The sequence below is a fragment of the Mesorhizobium sp. SEMIA396 genome (genome assembly GCF_024518615.1).
Lineage (GTDB): Bacteria > Pseudomonadota > Alphaproteobacteria > Rhizobiales > Rhizobiaceae > Mesorhizobium.
Genome location: NZ_JANIFC010000002.1, coordinates 726432 through 743701, shown reverse-complemented (window position 1 = coordinate 743701; position 17270 = coordinate 726432). Strand labels below are relative to the sequence as shown.

The following is a 17270-nucleotide window of genomic DNA, read 5'->3' as shown; positions in this document are numbered from 1 at the left end:
CTCCCCGTCACTATACGGGGAGAAGGGAGCGATCCATCAATACTTCTCCGGCACGTAGAGCTCGCGCGGCAGCACCTGGCGCTCGTATTCGGGGTTGAAGACGCGCTCCGGCAAAGTGATCTCCTCGTGCGGCACTTCCTCGTAAGGCAGCTGCTTGAGCAGATGGTCGATGCAGTTCAGCCGCGCGCGCTTCTTGTCGTTGCCCTCGACGATGAACCAAGGCGCTTCCGGGATGTTGGTGCGGGCGAAGGTCTCTTCCTTGGCCTTGGTGTACTGCTCCCAGCGCACACGCGACTGCAGATCCATCGGCGACAGTTTCCACTGCTTCATTGGATCATGGATGCGCATCAGGAAGCGCATCTGCTGTTCCTCGTCGGTGATCGAGAACCAGTATTTGACCACGGTGATGCCCGAGCGGACCAGCATGCGCTCGAACTCCGGCACGTCGTGAAAGAATTCTTCGACCTGATCGGGCTGGGCAAAGCCCATCACCCGCTCGACGCCCGAGCGGTTGTACCATGAGCGGTCGAACAGCACGATCTCGCCGCCGGCCGGCAGATGCGGGACATAGCGCTGGAAATACCATTGCGACTTTTCGCGCTCGGTCGGCGCCGGCAGTGCCACGACGCGGCAGATGCGCGGATTGAGCCGCTGGGTGATGCGCTTGATGACACCGCCCTTGCCGGCCGAATCGCGTCCCTCGAAGATCACCACCAGCTTCTTCTTGTGGTAGGCGACCCAGGACTGCAGCTTGATCAATTCGGACTGCAGGGTGATCAGGTCGCGAAAATACTGCATGCGATCGATCGAAGGCGGATGCGAGTTCTTGTAGATCTTGGCGATCTCCATCGACAGCGCCGGCTCCGACATTTCGAGCTCATAGTCTTCGTCGAGCGTGTCGGCGAGCTCGGCTTCAAGCCAATCCCTGGCCGGAGAATTCTGTTTTAGCTCGGTCATTATCGGCTGCTCCACTTGCAAGCTCTGTCGATCCACGTCCGGCGCCCCAAACTCCGGCTTACAGCCCGGAACGGCAACGCCTGAGCCGACTTCAATATAGGCCTGCAATGACGGTTTTATTGCAGCCCGAGCGTGATCGCCGCCGCTGCCAATCCCGCCAGGCATGATCGATCCGGCGTCCTGGCATGGCGACAAGTCGCGCAAATTGTCCTACAAATAGCGGCCACATTCGGGCGCCCTCCCCAGCCCCTTCCCCAACGCAATCGCGAGGATCGACATGGAATACCGCACCCTCGGCCGTTCCGGCCTGAAAGTTTCGACGCTGACCATGGGGACCATGACGTTCGGCGGCGCCGGCGCATTTTCGGCGGTCGGCAAGACCGATCTCGACGAGGCGCGCCGGATGATCGATCTCTGCATCGACGCCGGCATCAATGTCATCGACACCGCCAACGTCTATTCGAATGGCATTTCCGAAGAAATCATCGGCGAAGCGCTCGGCGGCAAGCGCAAGGGCGACGTGCTGATCGCCTCCAAGGCACGGATGCGGATCGGCAAAGGCCCAAACGATGAAGGCTTGTCGCGCCATCACCTGATCCGCGAATGCGAGAAGAGCCTGAAGCGGCTCAGGACAGACGTCATCGACATCTATTTCCTGCACGAATGGGATGGCGTGACACCGCTGGAGGAAACCATCGGCGCGCTCGACACGCTGGTTGCCCAGGGCAAGATCCGCTATGTCGGCTGCTCCAACTATTCCGGCTGGCAGGTGATGAAGGCGCTCGGCATCAGCGACAGCCGCCACCAGCCGCGCTTCGTCACGCAGCAGATCCATTACACGCTGGAAGCGCGCGAGGCGGAGTACGAGTTGCTGCCGATTTCCGTCGACCAGGGGTTAGGCGTCCTGGTCTGGAGCCCGCTTGCCGGCGGATTGCTGTCCGGCAAATACCGCCGCGACAGCCCCACCGCCCGCCAACTCGCGGGCTGGTCCGAACCGCCGATCCGCGACGAGGACCGGCTGTGGCGGATCGTCGACGTGCTTGTCGAGATCGGCGCGCAGCGCGGCGTGTCGGCAGCGCAGGTGGCGCTGGCCTGGCTGCTTGGCCGGCCGGCCGTCAGTTCGCTGGTGATCGGCGGCAGGACGGAAACGCAGTTCCGGGACAACATCGCGGCGGCAAGCCTGGTGCTTTCCGGCGAGGAGCGCGAGCGCCTCGATGCGGTCAGCCGGCCGCCCTTGCTCTATCCCTACTGGCACCAGCAGCTGACGGCAAAGGACCGTTTTGGTGCTGCAGATCTGGTGATTGACCGAAGCGGCATCTGATCGGCAAATCGATGGCGATAGGTATTGGCCGCCGCAATGATGGACCTGGCCCCTTCATTGCGACGCGCATCTTGCAAGCCTGGCCATCATCGACGCACTATCGCTTCAGCTGTTGTGTTTGACGGCTAATGCTCCTAGGCAGGACCAGAGCCGCGAGGCAGTGAAAAGGAGCCAATATGGCGCGACCACCAAACTACGATCAGGAACGCAAGGAACGCGACCGCCAGAAGGCGGCCAAGAAGGCCGAGAAGCTGGCAGCAAAGGTTGCAGCGAGGGAACGTTCGAAGCCCGAAGACGAGACTGAAGCCGAAACCGAAACGGCAAAGTGACGGCAAACGGCCCGCAGATGCGGGCCGTGCCTCAATCCAGATTGCCGCCCCAAATGTCGGCTTGTGTCAGGCGGGCGCCTTGTCGCTGACGAACACGTCCACTTCGCGTGCTGCCGCGATGAAGGCACGCCTGGCGTTCATCGCCGGCTTGTCGCCGGCGAGTGCGTCATGGCAGGCCTGCAGGGCCGCGCGATGCTTGGGGCTGCGCTTGCCGGGCCAGCTGTTGAGGAGGTAGTCGGAAGCCTCACGCGCCGTGCGCAAGAGCTGAGTGCTTCCCGCCGCGACTGACTTCACAGTCACAGGTGTTTCAAATCGGTTGTTTTCCATGGCCGCTCCTTACGCCATCGGCGTCTGCGAAGCGAGGCGAAAGTGCGCATACGTCCAGACGCCGCTTTGCGCCCCTTCATCCACCTTTAAGCAGCAACGACGGCAAAGCCTCTGGCGCGAAGACCGCGCCGATCGTTGGCCAGCGACGTCACCAGCCGGTCGCGGCTGCCGACGATGTGGCCTGACAGCAGGCGCGCGGCTTCATCGGCGTCGCCAAGGCGTGCCGACGCCAGTATGGCGCGATGTTCGGCCCAGGCGCGGCTGAGGGCCGCTTCGTCGCGGACCTCCAGCCAACGCGCCCGCGACAGGCGCGTCATGGCATCGCGCACCGCCCGGAACAGGAATTCATTGCCCGACAGACGCGCCAGTTCGATGTGAAAATCCATGCCGACGCGATGCCATTCCTCGCGCGGCGTGTCGTTGTCGCAGGACTCGAGCATCGCCTCGATGACATCGAGGGCGCTCCGGTCCGCCAGGCTGCATGTCAGGCGAAGCGCCGCAACCTCGACCGCTTCCCTGTAGACGGCGATCTGCTCGAGTTCAGCCAGATTGATCGGCGACACCGTCCAGCCACGTCCGTCCCTGCCGACCAGGCCCTCGGTCTCGAGCCGCAGAAGTGCTGCCCTGACCGGGGTTCGCGACGCGCCGAAGCGGCTCTCGATCCAGCGCTCCGTCAGCTTCTCGCCGGGACCGATCTCGAGGCCCAGGATCATTTGCCGAAGCTGTTTTTCGACGCTCTGCATCTGCGACATTGTCGTTTCCATTTTCTGATCGTTGCTGGCGATCGTCTTGCCGGCCGCCTTTTCCGATCACGTTTGAGACGGTCGCATTGACAGCGGTCAAGCTTGCGTCCATCAGGGGCACCATCTTGGTATCCCAAATTGGTATCCGCAGCAAGCATCGATAAGAGTTGCTGGGACAGGACATATGACATGCAGCAGCAGAACACGCCCCCGGCGACCGACAGCACCTACAACATCCACTGGCGGCGCAATCTGTTCGTGTGCGTTGCCGGATCGTTTTCGACGCTTGTCGCCATGACGCTGCTTTTGCCGTTCCTGCCGCTCTATATCGAGCAGCTCGGCGCCGAGGGCCACGCGGCGATCGTGCAATGGTCGGGGATAGCCTATGGCGCGACGTTCTTCGCGGCGGCGCTGGTGGCGCCGCTCTGGGGACGTCTCGGCGACCGCTACGGCCGCAAGGTGATGCTGGTTCGCGCCAGCTTCGGCATGGCCATATGCATGTCGCTGACCGGCATGGTGCAGACGGTCTGGCAACTGGTGCTGCTGCGGCTGCTGATCGGGTTTGCCGGTGGCTATTCCTCGGGATCGACCATCCTCGTTGCCATGCAGACGCCGAAGGAACGCTCCGGCTGGGCGCTGGGCCTGCTGTCGGCCGGCATCACGGGTGGGGCTCTGGTCGGCCCACTGGTGGGCGGCGCCCTGCCGCCGCTGATCGGCATCCGCGCCACCTTTCTCCTCTCCGGCGGCGTCATCTTCCTGGCGTTCCTGGCGACCACGTTTCTGATCAAGGAGAATCCCCGGCCGAAAACAGCAGACGCCGCGTCGAAGCAGAAGCAGAAAGGCGGCTGGGCACAAATCCCCGACAAGCGGCCTGTCGTCGCCATGCTGGCGACCGGCATGCTGTTGAGCTTCGCCACCATGTCGATCGAGCCGATCATCACCGTCTATGTGCAGCAGCTCATCGAGGACCAGAGCCGCGTCACGCTGATATCAGGCGTCGTCATGTCGGCGGCGGCCCTTGGCGCCATCCTGTCGGCTTCGCGCCTCGGCAAACTCGCCGACCGCGTCGGCCACTGGAACGTCATCATCGGCGCGCTTGCCGTCTCGGCACTGCTGCTGATCCCGCAGGCCTTCGTCACGCAAAGCTGGCAACTCATCGGCCTGCGTTTCCTGATGGGCCTGGCGCTGGGCGGGCTCTTGCCCTGCATCACCAGCGTGATCCGCCACAATGTTCCCGATGGGGTCGGCGGCAATGTGCTCGGCCTGTCGATTTCCGCCCAGTATGTCGGGCAGGTCGCCGGTCCCCTGCTCGGCGGCTTTGCCGGCGGCCATTTCGGCATGCGCTCGGTGTTTCTGGGCACATCCGTCTTGATGGCCGGGGGCGCGGTGTATAACTGGCTGGCACAGTCGCGCCGCGAGCAGGACATGCTCGCCAAAGCCGGCAAGTCCTGACGGGATTGGGCATCCCTCTGATATCACGGAGCCATGGACATGAGCACGGCCGAACGACCTTCCGACAACAGCGGCCGTATCCTCGTCCTGGCCGGCGGCCTGTGCGGCGCCGCCGGCGTGGCGCTGTCGGCCGCGGCGGCGCATCTGGGCGGCGCCTTCGTCGGCACCGCCGCATCCTTCCTGCTGATGCATGCGCCGGTCTTCCTCGCCGCCGGATTGCTTGGGGCGAACCGGATGCTGCGCATCGGCAGCCTGATCCTGCTGGTTGGGCTTCTGCTGTTCTGCGGCGATCTGCTGGCCCGCGATTTCATCGGGTCGCGGCTGTTCCCGCTGTCGGCGCCGATCGGCGGCACGCTACTCATTACCGGCTGGCTGGCGATCGCCGCCTCGGCGCTGGTGCGCATGCGTTCCTGACGCCTGCCCGCGCCAAATGTAAAAGCGTGGGCTGCTAGTCCTGCCGGCGCTCGGGCTTGATGAGCAATTCGCGATTGCGTCGCCGCAGCTTCGCCAACCAATGCCGTTCCGGCCTCGCGATGCCCCAATAGTTGCGGTAGATGTCTTCGAACAGATAGCTGACGGGATGCATGATGTGCGCTCCTTCTAGTCCTTGAATCGATCCAATCGACAGGCGCGAAAAACCGACCACGATCAGCTCCGCTTGCGCTCCACAAGGAACCGCAACTCGCGAACCCATGGGCTGGCTTTGCCACGGCGCTTCTGCGTCGTGGTGTTCGACGAGATGCTCCAGTCGTTGCGGTAGATATCTTCGAAGAGAAAATTGACGGGATGCATGGCACAACTCCCCTAAATATGTTGAATCGATCCAATTTAGAGAACCACCGTTCGCTTGGATCGATTCAAACATACGCCTTGCCGAGACTGTGATCAAGTCAAAATTTGAACCGATCCAACGAAAGTGTTAGGAGGGAGGAATTCAGGAGACGAAGATGGCGCCATTGACCTCTGCAAAGACAAGACCGGTCCGTCTGGCGGACATTGCCAAGGCGGCCGGCGTGTCGCACGGCACCGCGTCCAACGTGTTCGCCCGGCCGGAGATCGTGCGCGAGGAGGTCCGCGAGCGGGTCAAGGCGGCAGCCGAGGCCATGGGATATGGCGGACCGGATCCCAAGGGCCGGCTGCTGCGCGCCGGCAAGGTCAATGCCATCGGTGTCGCGACCGCGGAACCCCTCTCCTATTTCTTCGACGACCCCTTTGCCCGGGTGATGATGGCCAGCATCTCGCAGGCCTGCGACGCGACCGGTGCGGGGATTTCGCTGGTCTCCGCAGCCAACAACGAACAGCTTGCCTGGAACATCCAAAGTGCGCTGGTCGACGGTTTCATCGTCTTTTGCGTCGATGGCGGTTCAAGGCTGGTCGAACTGGCGCGTGAACGCAAACTCCCTTTTGTCGCGCTCGATCTCGATTCGGACGACGACGACGCCGTTGCAGCAATCGGCGTCGACAACATCGCCGGGGCTGGCCTGGCCGCCCGCCACCTGACCGAACTCGGACATCGCCGCTTTGCCGTGCTTACCCTGCCCTGTGCCGACGCAGGCTTCGGCCCTACCACAAGGGAGCAGGTGGAAATGGCCCTCTACTCGGCTACGCGCGACCGCTTGCGTGGCTATTTCGCCGAACTCTCCCGGGTCGGCGTCGACGTCTCGCGCGTGCCGATCTACGAAACCGTCAATGACGAGAAGAGCGTTTGGGCCGGCCTCGACCATATTTTCGCCGGTGCCGAGACGCCGACAGCCATTCTGGCGATGTCCGACAGGATGGCGCTCCATGCGCTGGACTGGCTGCGGCAGCACGACATTGCGGTGCCGGGCGATGTTTCGGTCGTCGGCTTCGACGGTGTTCCGGAGGGGGCGGTTTCCAAGCCGCCGCTGACCACGATCGTCCAGCCGATCGCCGAGATGGGCCGCCTTGCCGTCAAGGCGATCCTTGAAAATGACGGTTCGTTCAGCCGGCAATCGCTGCCGGTCCAACTCGTGGTGCGAGCCTCATCCGGCCCCTCGCCCGCCTGAGCTCAACGGCCCATTCTTGTCGCCATGGCCGGCATCGCGAAGGATGCAGCATGGACGGGCGGTGCGGCGTTGTGAGCCGGCCTGCTTTTGCCGGACCAGCCAAGGCCCGATAGCCATTCGAGATAGTAGGCGAGCGCGAACTGCATGACGATGCCGGCCGATATCAACAGGCTGTCATAGGCAAATCCGCCCGGATTGATCAGCTTCAGCACTTGCGCCGCCATTGCAAGCACCGTGCCGGCAATGAAAATCGGCAGCGATCGTTTGCCCAATATGGCAAGCGGATGATCGCGTCCGGTGCGAAACAGGTTCGAGACCGCCGGGAATGCCACGATCAGGTAGCTCACCGCCAATATATGCAGCAGCCTCGGCAGCGACAGGAACGTCTTGTCGAAGCCGGTCAGCACCGGAGGCAGGCCAAACCAGGAGATATGCCCCCAAAGCGGGCTGTGCACCCAGACCAGTGCCACAGCGGTGTAGGCCAAGGCCGCGCCAACCAGCCAGCGATTGACCGGGATGGTACCGCCGCGACGCACATGCAATGCACCTGCCAGGCCGATGTTGAAAAGGAACTGCCACGACAGCGGGTTGAGAAACCAGAAGCCGGGCTCGGGATAGTTGGGCGGAGCAATTTGATAAACCCCCGCGACCAGCCACAGGGCGCCGGAGGCGACCAGTGCCAAGACCGGCCGATAGCTGACAATGAGCAGGAACACCGGCGTCAGCAAGAGCAGCACCGCATAGACGGGCAGTATGTTGTTGTAGCCGAGTTGGTGGCCGAGCGTCACGATGCCGATCAGCACCTGCGGCGTATTCTTGATCAACGGCTCGATGTTGATCATCGTCAAAAGCTCCGGCCGCCTGGCAAACACCGCCGCAGCGCAGAACATGGCCATCACCACCATGGTGGTGACGATGTGGGTGGCATAAAGCACACCGGCGCGGCGCAACATCTTCAGGGTTGCCAGCAGCCGGTTTCCAGGTTGGAATTTCCTGCCATAGGCAAGTGCGACCGAGATGCCGGAGATCAGCACGAAGACTTCCGCCGCATCGGAAAAGCCGAAATTCTTGTAGGTCAGATACTCGAAGGCGGTACCTGGCACATGGTCGACATAGATGGTCAGCAAAGCGAGAGCACGGAGCACGTCTATGCGCGTGTCGCGCTCAGTGCGATCGGGGACACGCGCATCGCGGTCCGAGACACGCGAATCGCGGTCCGGGGAAATCTGGGTGGTCATCGACAAAAAGGCCTCAAAGCTGGTTGTTCATGCCGAGCAATGCGACCCCCGGCGCACCGCTTCGATTCCTCCCGAAGGAATGTTATCGGCGGAGAAACGGACTGTAATGCGCCCGGTTCAATCAACTTTCGCGGAGCTTGAAAATATTGCGTTTTGAAGCCGGCAAATTGAGCGAAACCTCATATAATCAAGAGGATGCGCGATGATCGAAGAGACCTCACAAGATGGTGCGCAGCGGCGTGATCTGGCCTTCAGCTACCGGCTTTACAGCCCGGCGGATTCAACCGGCGAATGTCTCTTCCTGCTGCATGGATCGGGTGTCGACGAGACGACATTGGTGCCGCTGGCACGAGAGATCGCACCGCGGGCCAAGCTGATCGCGGTGCGTGGCCGCATTGTCCAGGAGGATGGTTTCCGCTGGTTCGCGCGCATCACGCCGACGCGCTTCGAACAGCACAGCATCCGCACCGAGACCGATGCCTTTGCGGGCTTCGTCGCCGACGCGGCCACACGCCACCATCTCGATCTCTCACGCGCGACGTTCCTCGGCTATTCGAACGGCGCCAATCTGGTTTCAAGCCTGATGCTGCTGCATCCGGAGCTCGTCGAGCGCGCCGCGCTGCTGCGGCCGATGCCGGTGCTCGATCACGTGCCGGCGACGGATTTGTCAAAGGTGCGCGTCCTGATGATCGCCGGCGCCGCGGATCTCACCTATTCGCCCTTCGCCCCTGCTCTGGTGACATTGCTCAGCCAGCATGGCGCCGAGATCGACGCCCGGATTGTCCCATCAGGTCATGAATTCGGCAGCGCCGACGCCGCAATCGTCAGACAATGGCTGTCGGGATCCGCGGCGGTGGCGCAGGCAAGCTGACAGGCTCGCCGCCACGACCAGCCGGCCTACCCTCGTCCCATCCTGTTCCAGGCGTCCAGCCCTGCAATCTTGTAGGCTTCGGCGAGCGTCGGATAGTTGAAGGTGTTGTTGACGAAGAAGTCGACGGTGCCGCCGAGATTGATCACCGCCTGGCCGATGTGGATGAGCTCGGTGGCGCCCTCGCCGATGATGTGCGCGCCGAGCAGACGGCGCGTTTCGACCGAGAACAACAGTTTCAGGAAGCCGGTGTTGACGCCCATGATATGGCCGCGCGAGGTCTCGCGAAAGCGCGCCACGCCGATCTCATAGGCCGCACCGCTTTCACGCACCTGTTCCTCGGACTGGCCGACCGTCGAGATTTCCGGCACCGCATAGATGCCATAGGGGAATGTTTCCGGTGGCGGCGGCAACGGCACGCCGAAGGCATGGCAGGCCGCCACCCTGCCCTGCTCCATCGAAGTCGAGGCCAGGCTCGGAAAGCCGATGACGTCGCCGGCGGCGTAGATGTTCGGCACGCTGGTCTGGAACGTATGCGGATCGACCTTGATGCGCCCTCTGGAGTCGGCGTCGATTCCCACGACATCGAGGCCCAGGTTGCCGACATTGCCGGTGCGGCCGGCGGCGTAGAGCACGACCTCTGAACGAATGGTGCGGCCATCGGCCAGTTCCACCTCGGCGGCATCAGGCTTGGAGCGGATTTCCTTCACCGCGCTGCCCAGCCGGATGGTCATGCCGCGATCGCGCATCTGGTGGATGAAATCGTCGACGATCTCGCGGTCGACGAAATCGAGGATGGAGTTGCGCGGCTCGACCAAGGTTACCGGCACGTCGAGCGCGGAAAAGATCGTTGCATATTCGACCCCGATGACGCCGGCGCCGATCACCGTCAGCGTGCGCGGCAAGCGGTCGAGTTCCAGCATCTCGTCGCTGTCGAAGATTCGGGTCTTGTCGAAAGGCACATCGCGCGGCCGGTGCGGCCTGGTGCCGACCGCGATCAGCGCATTAGCAAAACCGACCTCGCTGTAATCGCCGGTGTCGGTGGTCAGGCTGACCTTGTTGGGGCCAAGGAATTTCACCGCAGCCCGGGCGCTCTTGACCGTGTTGCGCATGAACTGGTGCTGCAGCACCTCGACCTCATGGTCGAGCGTCTTGTGCAGGCGCTCGACCAGATCGCCGACCGAGATATCCTGCTTGACCCGGTAGCCGCGCCCGTAGAAGCCGCGCTCACGCCAACCCGAAAGGTTGAGCACCGTTTCGCGCAGCGTTTTCGACGGGATGGTGCCGGTATGCACCGAGACACCGCCCAGACGCCGGCCGCGATCGACCACCAGCACCGATTTGCCGAGCTTGGCCGACTGCACCGCGGCCCGGCGACCGGAAGGGCCGCTGCCGATGACCAGCATGTCGTAGTCCATATTGCCCCGTCCCCTGCCATGTGCGCTTTTGCTGCGCCGCAGCAAGCTAATGCTATCCGCGCCGCAAATTCAACCGGTTCAGATTGCGCCTGGCGCCTTGAAGGCCGGCGCACCGCAAGAAGCCCGATCTTGATTCCGCCACAGGCCTTCACCATTTCATGGCTGAGCGGTCCGCACCCTATGTCGGACCTTGTTACGAGGAAATGACATGAACGCGCGCGTTCTCGACGGCGAAATCATCACCAGCAGGCTCGACGATGTCAGGGCCTATGACGGCGTGCGCACGAAGCGCATCCTGGCTTTCGTGATCGACTATGTCATCGTCGCGCTGCTTACCATTCCGTTTGCCATTCTGGTGTTCTTCCTCGGGCTTTTGACCCTCGGGCTTGGCTGGATGCTGTTCGGTATCCTGTTGCCGACTGTGGCCATCCTCTACATCTGGAACACGCTGGGCAGCACCGACCAGGCCACCACGGGCATGAAGATGATGGGCATCCGGCTCGACCGGCTCGACGGCAGGCCGATCGACGGCCTCACCGCGGTCGTCCATTCGGTGCTGTTCTGGGCCGGCAACGTCATCCTGTCGCCGCTCGTCCTGCTGGTGACGCTGTTTTCCGACCGCAAGCGCACCTTGCACGATCTTTTGCTTGGCACGGTCGTCAGCCGCACGGACCGCTGAAACGGCCCTCTGAAGAGCAGTCGCAACCGATTGAGCACAAATGTGAAGGCGTCGAGTCGACCACGCCCACATAATCCTGTTGAATTTTTCGCCGTCCGCGCCAAAGGTAGAGCGATTCGAAGGAGTGTTTCCAAGGCTCGATGACGCAGCATCCGACCCAGTCGCCGCAGTTCTTCCTGACCGCGCCGTCGCCGTGCCCCTATCTCGACGGCCAGTTCGAGCGCAAGGTGTTCACGCACCTGGTTGGCGACAAGGCGGCGGAGATGAACGACCTCTTGACCCAAGGCGGCTTCCGGCGCTCGCAGAACATCGCCTACAGGCCGGCCTGCGAGACCTGCCGCGCCTGCGTTTCGGTACGCATCCTCGCCCAGGAATTCGTCGCCAGCCGCAACATGAAGCGCGTGCTGCAGCACAATTCCGATCTCGTCGGCCACATGCACAATGCCGAGCCTTCGACCGAACAATATTCCCTGTTCCGCAGCTATCTCGATGCCCGCCACCGCCGTGGCGGCATGTCCGACATGACGGTGCTCGACTATGCGATGATGGTCGAGGATACCCATGTCGACACCAAGGTGATCGAGTATCGGCGGCGTGGACCAGACACGTTCATCACCGGCAAGGGACAGGGCGAGCTGATCGCGGTGGCGCTCACCGACAAGATGGCCGACGGCCTGTCGATGGTCTATTCCTACTTCAATCCCGATTTCGAGGAACGGTCGCTCGGCACGTTCATGATCCTCGACCACATCGCCCGCGCCAGGGCGATGGGCCTGCCCCATGTCTATCTCGGCTACTGGGTCAACGGCTCGCGCAAGATGAATTATAAGATGCGCTTCATGCCGCAGGAGCATCTCGGCCCGAAGGGCTGGGAGCGCTACACCAACGAAGCGGTCGCGCGCTGATTACTCTTTCCCAAGTCCGGGCTTAAACATTTTCAATCGAGACGATGCTGGTCTTTCCGCTGGTTGGCGGAGAGCGTGCGATTGCGCCGGTCCGCCATCCTCTCCCGAATTCATTGTGAAAGTCGCTGCATGTCGTCTCACGATACTCACACCAAAGGACTTCTGCTCACCGCATTTGGCGGGCTGACGCTGACCGTGGACATCCCGCTGATCCGGCTCGCCCACGGCGAGGCATGGACAATCCTGCTGCTGCGCACCGGCTGCACCTTGGCCGCGGCACTGATCATGTGGACCATCTGGCGCTCGTTCAGCAAGAATGCGCCGCAGCTGATACCTGGCTGGTCGGGCCTGATCGTTGCCGCGATCTACGGGCTCGGCGCGATTGCGTTCATCACAGGCGTCTACAACACCTCGACCGCCAACCTGGTGTTCATCCTGGCCTTCACAACCATGTTCGCCGCGCTGCTTTCATGGGTGTTCCTGAAGGAGCGGCCGCGGCCGCTGACCCTTGCGGCATTGGCCATGATGATTGTCGGCGTCGTCATCATCGTCGGCGATTCCGTTGGCACCGGACATCTGTTCGGCGACCTGATGGCGTTGTGTTCGGCCTTCCTGATCGCCTGCGCCATCACCATCTCGCGCGCCAGCGGCAAGGATATGGGCTTTACCTCACTGATCGGCGTCGTCCTGCCCTTCGGGCTGGCGGCGTTCATGGTCTCCAACACCGGCTTTCAGGTGGAGGCGCCCTGGTGGATCATCCTCAACGGCGCCGTCGTCATGCCGATTGCGTTCTTCTGCCTTGCCGCCGGGCCGAAATACATTTCGGGCCCTGAAGTGGCGATGTTCTACCTGCTCGAAACCGTGCTGGCGCCGGTCTGGGTGTGGATGATCTTTGCCGAAACACCGACGCGCAACAGCCTGATCGGCGGCGCGATCCTGATCGTCACGCTGATCGCGCATTCGCTGTGGCAGCTTCACGAGGGACGCAAGCGGCGTGGCGACCTTGCGGTGCAACATCCGGTCTAAGGCGCGTTGAGATCAGGCGCTGGCCTTCTTCGCCACGTCGGGTTCCGGCAGGACCTCGATTTGCGGACCGGCTTCGATTTCGGCTGGCGAGCCCGGGACGACTTCATCGGCCATTTCCACCTCGCGAAGCCATTCGCGCCAGATCGCGACCAGCAGGGCCATCAGCACCGGGCCGATGAACAGACCGAGAAACCCCATGGTCTTGACGCCGCCGATCAGGCCGAAAAACGTCGGCAGGAAGGGCAGTTTTATCGGCCCGCCGACGAGCTTCGGGCGCAGTGTCTTGTCGACGATGAACAGTTCGACCGCACCCCAGAGGAACAGTGCCAGCCCGGCCATCGGCGAGCCGCTGGCGGCCAGATAGATCGAGACCAGCGTGAACGACAGTGGCGCACCGCCAGGGATCAGCGCCATGACGCCGGTCAAGGCGCCAAGCGTGACCGGCGACGGCACGCCGGCCAGCCAGTAGGCGATGCCCAGCACCAGGCCTTCGCCGATGGCGATCACGGTCATGCCGGTCACGGTCGACGAGATCGTCGCGGGCACGACGCGCGAAATCCGTTCCCATCTGGTCGGCAGGATGCGTTCGCCGAGACGGTCGACCTGGCCGGCAAAATGCTCGCCGTCGCGATAGGCGAAGAACAACGCGATCATCATGAACAACAATGTCAGGAGCAAGCCGAAAGCGCTGCCGCCGGCGGCCAGCACACCGCGATAGATGCTGCCGATGTTAGCGCCGCTGACCAGCTGGATCAGTTCACCAATGCCGCCGGGATGGCCGAAATTGGTCGTCCACTGCTGGTTCAGCCACTCGCCCACGACAGGCATGGTGGCGATCCAGTGCGGTGTCACCGCGCCATGACGGTTGGTCTCGATCGCCCAGGCGACCCATTCGCGGACCTCGTTGATCGCATAGGTGCCGGCGAGCGCGATCGGGATCACCAGGAAGGCTAAGATAAAGAGGATGGCTAAGGTCGCGGCGATGGTGCGGTTGCCACTGACCGCGACAAGCAGGCGGCGGTAAAGCGGCCAGCTTGCGAAAGCGATGACGAGCGCCGCCAGCACCGGAAACAGGAAGCCGTGGAAGAAATAAACGCCGGCGGCGACGATCAGCACCAGCAGCCAGCGCGCCGCCGACAGCGGCGGGATGACGGCGGACCTGAGCGGCGTCGACAGGCCGAACAGGCGTTGCTGCCGTTCCGGTTTCTGGATTTTTGCTTCCTTCAAACGCCTGGCTCTCCCAAACACCCCTCCTGTCTATGCACTGATATAGTGCAGCAATCGTGACGATAGTCCAAATGATTGGGGATCTCCCCCCTCGAGGGGGAGATGGCCGGCAGGCCAGAGGGGGTCGCCGCGCGTGAAGCGCTAACCTCCTCTGCCGGCGAAGGAGGTCGCGTCCAGTCGTGCCGACCCCCTCTGTCGCCTTTGGCGACATCTCCCCCTCGAGGGGAGATTAGCAGCGCTACCCAAATTTCCCCGTCCTCGGGAATCCCTTCGGCACCATCCGTCCGGCCGACGCACGGGCACCGATCCACTCGGCCAGTTCCTCGCGCGACCTTGTGAAGGTGCGGTCGGCCGAATCCTGCCAGGAGAGGCCGGTCTCCAGCGTGAACGGTTTGAGATCGAGAAGGCCGCCATCCTTGTATTTCTGCAGCCGCACGCCCTTGCCGCGGCCCATCTCCGGAATCTCGGCGAGCGCGAACACCAGCATCTTGCGATTCTCGCCGACGATGGCGAGATGGTCGCCGGTGACCGGGATGCAGCGCTTGGCTTCGTCCGGCGCCTTGACGTTCATCACCTGCTTGCCCTTGCGGGTGTTGGCGACGACTTCCTCCTCCGGCACGATGAAACCGTTGGCGTCGTGCGAGGCCAGCAGCAGCTTGCGCTTCGGGTCGTGGACGAAGGCGGTGACGATGTCCTGGTCATTGTCCATATCGACGATGATGCGGATCGGCTCGCCATGGCCGCGCCCGCCAGGCAGCCGGTCGGCGCCGATGGTGTAGAATTTGCCGCCGGTGGTGAAGACCAGCACCTTGTCGGTGGTCTGGGCATGGAAGGCGAGCTTGAGGCTGTCGCCCTCCTTGAAGGTCAGCGTCGAGAGATCGGCCAGATGCCCCTTCATCGCCCGCAGCCAGCCCTTTTCCGACACGACGACCGTGACCGGCTCGCGCTCGATCATGGCGTGTGCGATGTCGGCCAGATCATGCTCGGGCGCGTCGGCGAACTGGGTGCGGCGCTTGCCGAGTTCGGTCTCCGGACCGAACTTGTCGCGGATGTTGGTGACTTCCCATTTGATCGTCGCCCACTGCTTCTCGTTTGAAGCAAGCAGTGCCTCGATCTGCTTCTTCTCCGCGCTCAGGCCGTCGAATTCCTTGCGGATCTCGAATTCTTCAAGCTTGCGCAGAGCGCGCAACCGCATATTGAGGATGGCTTCGGCCTGGGTGTCGGTGAGCGACCAGCGGGCCATCATCACCTGCTTTGGCTCATCCTCCTCGCGGATGATCCTGATCACCTCGTCGATGTTGAGGTAGGCGATCAAATAGCCGGCAAGTATCTCCAGCCGTCTTTCGATCTCGCCAAGCCGATGTTTCGAGCGGCGGATCAAAACCTCGCGGCGATGCTCGAGCCACTCCTGCAGTACGCCCTTCAGCGACAGCACGTTGGGCACCTTGCCGCGCGACAGGACGTTCATGTTGAGCGGGAAGCGGCTTTCGAGCTCGGTCAGCTTGAACAACGATTCCATCAAGATGCCGGGATCGACCGAACGGCTCTTCGGCACCAGCACGACGCGGACGTCCTCGGCGCTTTCGTCCCTGATGTCCTCGAGCAGCGGCAGCTTGCGTGCCATCAGCAGTTCGGCGATCTTCTCGATCAGCCGCGCCTTCTGCACGCCGTAGGGTATTTCGGTGACGACGATGCTCCAGGTGCCCCTGCCCTGGTCCTCCTGGAACCACTTCGAGCGCACGCGAAAGCCACCGCGGCCGGTTTGATAGGCTTCGAGGATCGAGGCGCGGCTGTCGACGATGATGCCGCCGGTCGGGAAATCCGGCCCCTGGACAAACTCCATCAGCTTCGCCACCGGCGCGTCCCGGTTTTCGATCAGGTGAAGTGCGGCATCGCAAAGCTCGGCGGCGTTGTGGGGCGGGATCGATGTCGCCATGCCCACCGCGATGCCGGACGAGCCGTTGGCCAGCAGATTCGGAAAGGCGCCGGGCAAAACCACCGGCTCCTCGTCTTCTTCATTGTAGGTCGGCCGATAATCGACGGCATCCTCGGTGATGCCGGACAAGAGTTCGGTCGCCACATCGGTCATGCGCGCTTCGGTGTAGCGCATGGCGGCGGCGTTATCACCGTCGATGTTGCCGAAATTGCCCTGCCCGTCGACCAAGGGATAGCGCATCGAAAAATCCTGCGCCAACCGCACCAGCGCGTCATAGATCGACTGGTCCCCATGCGGGTGGAACTTGCCCATCACCTCGCCGACGATGCGGGCGCATTTGGCAAAGCCCTGGTCGGGGTTGAGCCGCAGCAGGCGCATGGCGTGCATGATGCGGCGATGGACCGGCTTCAGTCCGTCGCGCACATCGGGCAGTGCCCGGTGCATGATGGTCGACAGCGCATAGGCCAGATAGCGCTCTTCCAGCGCCTTCTTCAGATCGACCGGTTCGATATGATCGCCACCGCCATTTTCAGGCGGCAAAAGCCTTTTTCCCATGGGCTCGGACTAGCCGAGCGGGTGATTCGCGGCAAGAGCCCGACAGAGATACCGGCCCTTCTGCAACACGAAACCGCACCCCGGGGGATGTCGGCCAACATCAGCCTGTTACATGCGGGTTCTATGGCCAAGCGCGACGACATCCGGCTATCGGCTCTTCATGACAAATTCACCGGTTTGCGCAAAGACGGTGGGATCGGGTTTGCCTTTCACCGCGATTTTTGACCAATGTGCCGGGACACGCCTTTTTCCGGTCCAGTTC

The 17270-nt window shown here is 62.7% G+C and carries 19 protein-coding genes; 10 read left to right on the top strand and 9 right to left on the bottom strand.

Annotated features, from left to right (window positions below):
- Positions 1-36 precede the first annotated feature (36 nt).
- Positions 37-957 (bottom strand): polyphosphate kinase 2, encoded by a 921-nt coding sequence (ppk2, locus tag NP503_RS08550; RefSeq protein WP_127270468.1) that lies wholly within the window; start codon positions 955-957, stop codon positions 37-39.
- A 277-nt stretch (positions 958-1234) separates the two neighbouring features.
- Here ppk2 and NP503_RS08545 point away from each other — a divergent pair, with 277 nt between their 5' ends.
- Together NP503_RS08545 and NP503_RS08540 are read left to right on the top strand one after the other, a co-directional pair.
- Positions 1235-2278: an aldo/keto reductase gene (locus NP503_RS08545; RefSeq protein WP_127272787.1), complete on the top strand. Its 1044-nt coding sequence runs from the start codon at positions 1235-1237 to the stop codon at positions 2276-2278.
- 176 nt (positions 2279-2454) lie between these two features.
- Positions 2455-2607: a hypothetical protein gene (locus NP503_RS08540; RefSeq protein ID WP_013532262.1), complete on the top strand. Its 153-nt coding sequence runs from the start codon at positions 2455-2457 to the stop codon at positions 2605-2607.
- A 66-nt stretch (positions 2608-2673) separates the two neighbouring features.
- Here NP503_RS08540 and NP503_RS08535 read toward each other — a convergent pair whose 3' ends face one another.
- Positions 2674-2934: a DUF982 domain-containing protein gene (locus NP503_RS08535; RefSeq protein ID WP_013532263.1), complete on the bottom strand. Its 261-nt coding sequence runs from the start codon at positions 2932-2934 to the stop codon at positions 2674-2676.
- 86 nt (positions 2935-3020) lie between these two features.
- A complete protein-coding gene (locus tag NP503_RS08530) occupies positions 3021-3686 on the bottom strand; it encodes a GntR family transcriptional regulator (protein WP_127271432.1) in 666 nt (221 codons plus the stop codon).
- Between the two features lie 180 nt (positions 3687-3866).
- Here NP503_RS08530 and NP503_RS08525 point away from each other — a divergent pair, with 180 nt between their 5' ends.
- Positions 3867-5129, top strand: coding sequence for a multidrug efflux MFS transporter (locus NP503_RS08525; protein ID WP_127272733.1), 1263 nt, complete (start codon positions 3867-3869; stop codon positions 5127-5129).
- A 39-nt stretch (positions 5130-5168) separates the two neighbouring features.
- Positions 5169-5543: a DUF423 domain-containing protein gene (locus NP503_RS08520; protein ID WP_127272732.1), complete on the top strand. Its 375-nt coding sequence runs from the start codon at positions 5169-5171 to the stop codon at positions 5541-5543.
- A gap of 34 nt (positions 5544-5577) precedes the next feature.
- Here NP503_RS08520 and NP503_RS08515 read toward each other — a convergent pair whose 3' ends face one another.
- The gene (locus NP503_RS08515) at positions 5578-5715 is read right to left on the bottom strand and encodes a hypothetical protein (RefSeq protein ID WP_127270808.1); all 138 of its coding nucleotides are present in this window, start codon (positions 5713-5715) and stop codon (positions 5578-5580) included.
- Positions 5716-5777: 62 nt separating this feature from the next.
- Positions 5778-5921 (bottom strand): hypothetical protein, encoded by a 144-nt coding sequence (locus tag NP503_RS08510; RefSeq protein WP_126068772.1) that lies wholly within the window; start codon positions 5919-5921, stop codon positions 5778-5780.
- Positions 5922-6076: 155 nt separating this feature from the next.
- Here NP503_RS08510 and NP503_RS08505 point away from each other — a divergent pair, with 155 nt between their 5' ends.
- Entirely contained in the window at positions 6077-7156 is a 1080-nt protein-coding gene (locus NP503_RS08505) for a LacI family DNA-binding transcriptional regulator (RefSeq protein ID WP_127270806.1), read from the top strand.
- Positions 7157-7158: 2 nt separating this feature from the next.
- Here NP503_RS08505 and NP503_RS08500 read toward each other — a convergent pair whose 3' ends face one another.
- The gene (locus tag NP503_RS08500) at positions 7159-8394 is read right to left on the bottom strand and encodes an OpgC family protein (protein WP_127273590.1); all 1236 of its coding nucleotides are present in this window, start codon (positions 8392-8394) and stop codon (positions 7159-7161) included.
- A gap of 202 nt (positions 8395-8596) precedes the next feature.
- Between NP503_RS08500 and NP503_RS08495 the strand changes: the two genes are divergently transcribed.
- The gene (locus NP503_RS08495; protein WP_127267509.1) at positions 8597-9265 is read left to right on the top strand and encodes an alpha/beta hydrolase; all 669 of its coding nucleotides are present in this window, start codon (positions 8597-8599) and stop codon (positions 9263-9265) included.
- 26 nt (positions 9266-9291) lie between these two features.
- On the opposite strand, the gene sthA is transcribed toward NP503_RS08495, so the two are convergent.
- Positions 9292-10680, bottom strand: coding sequence for a Si-specific NAD(P)(+) transhydrogenase (gene sthA, locus NP503_RS08490; RefSeq protein ID WP_127267508.1), 1389 nt, complete (start codon positions 10678-10680; stop codon positions 9292-9294).
- A gap of 208 nt (positions 10681-10888) precedes the next feature.
- Between sthA and NP503_RS08485 the strand changes: the two genes are divergently transcribed.
- From NP503_RS08485 to NP503_RS08475, 3 genes are all read left to right on the top strand, one after another.
- A complete protein-coding gene (locus NP503_RS08485) occupies positions 10889-11359 on the top strand; it encodes an RDD family protein (protein ID WP_127267507.1) in 471 nt (156 codons plus the stop codon).
- Between the two features lie 140 nt (positions 11360-11499).
- Entirely contained in the window at positions 11500-12264 is a 765-nt protein-coding gene (locus NP503_RS08480; protein WP_023810205.1) for an arginyltransferase, read from the top strand.
- A gap of 129 nt (positions 12265-12393) precedes the next feature.
- Complete coding sequence (locus tag NP503_RS08475; protein WP_127267506.1) at positions 12394-13290, top strand: DMT family transporter; 897 nt, start codon at positions 12394-12396, stop codon at positions 13288-13290.
- A 12-nt stretch (positions 13291-13302) separates the two neighbouring features.
- On the opposite strand, the gene NP503_RS08470 is transcribed toward NP503_RS08475, so the two are convergent.
- Positions 13303-14517, bottom strand: coding sequence for an AI-2E family transporter (locus tag NP503_RS08470; RefSeq protein ID WP_127267505.1), 1215 nt, complete (start codon positions 14515-14517; stop codon positions 13303-13305).
- A 238-nt stretch (positions 14518-14755) separates the two neighbouring features.
- Positions 14756-17008, bottom strand: coding sequence for a DNA topoisomerase IV subunit A (parC, locus tag NP503_RS08465; protein WP_127267504.1), 2253 nt, complete (start codon positions 17006-17008; stop codon positions 14756-14758).
- Here parC and NP503_RS08460 point away from each other — a divergent pair.
- A complete protein-coding gene (locus NP503_RS08460) occupies positions 16964-17233 on the top strand; it encodes a hypothetical protein (protein ID WP_127258120.1) in 270 nt (89 codons plus the stop codon). The genes parC and NP503_RS08460 overlap by 45 nt on opposite strands.
- Positions 17234-17270: the final 37 nt, after the last annotated feature.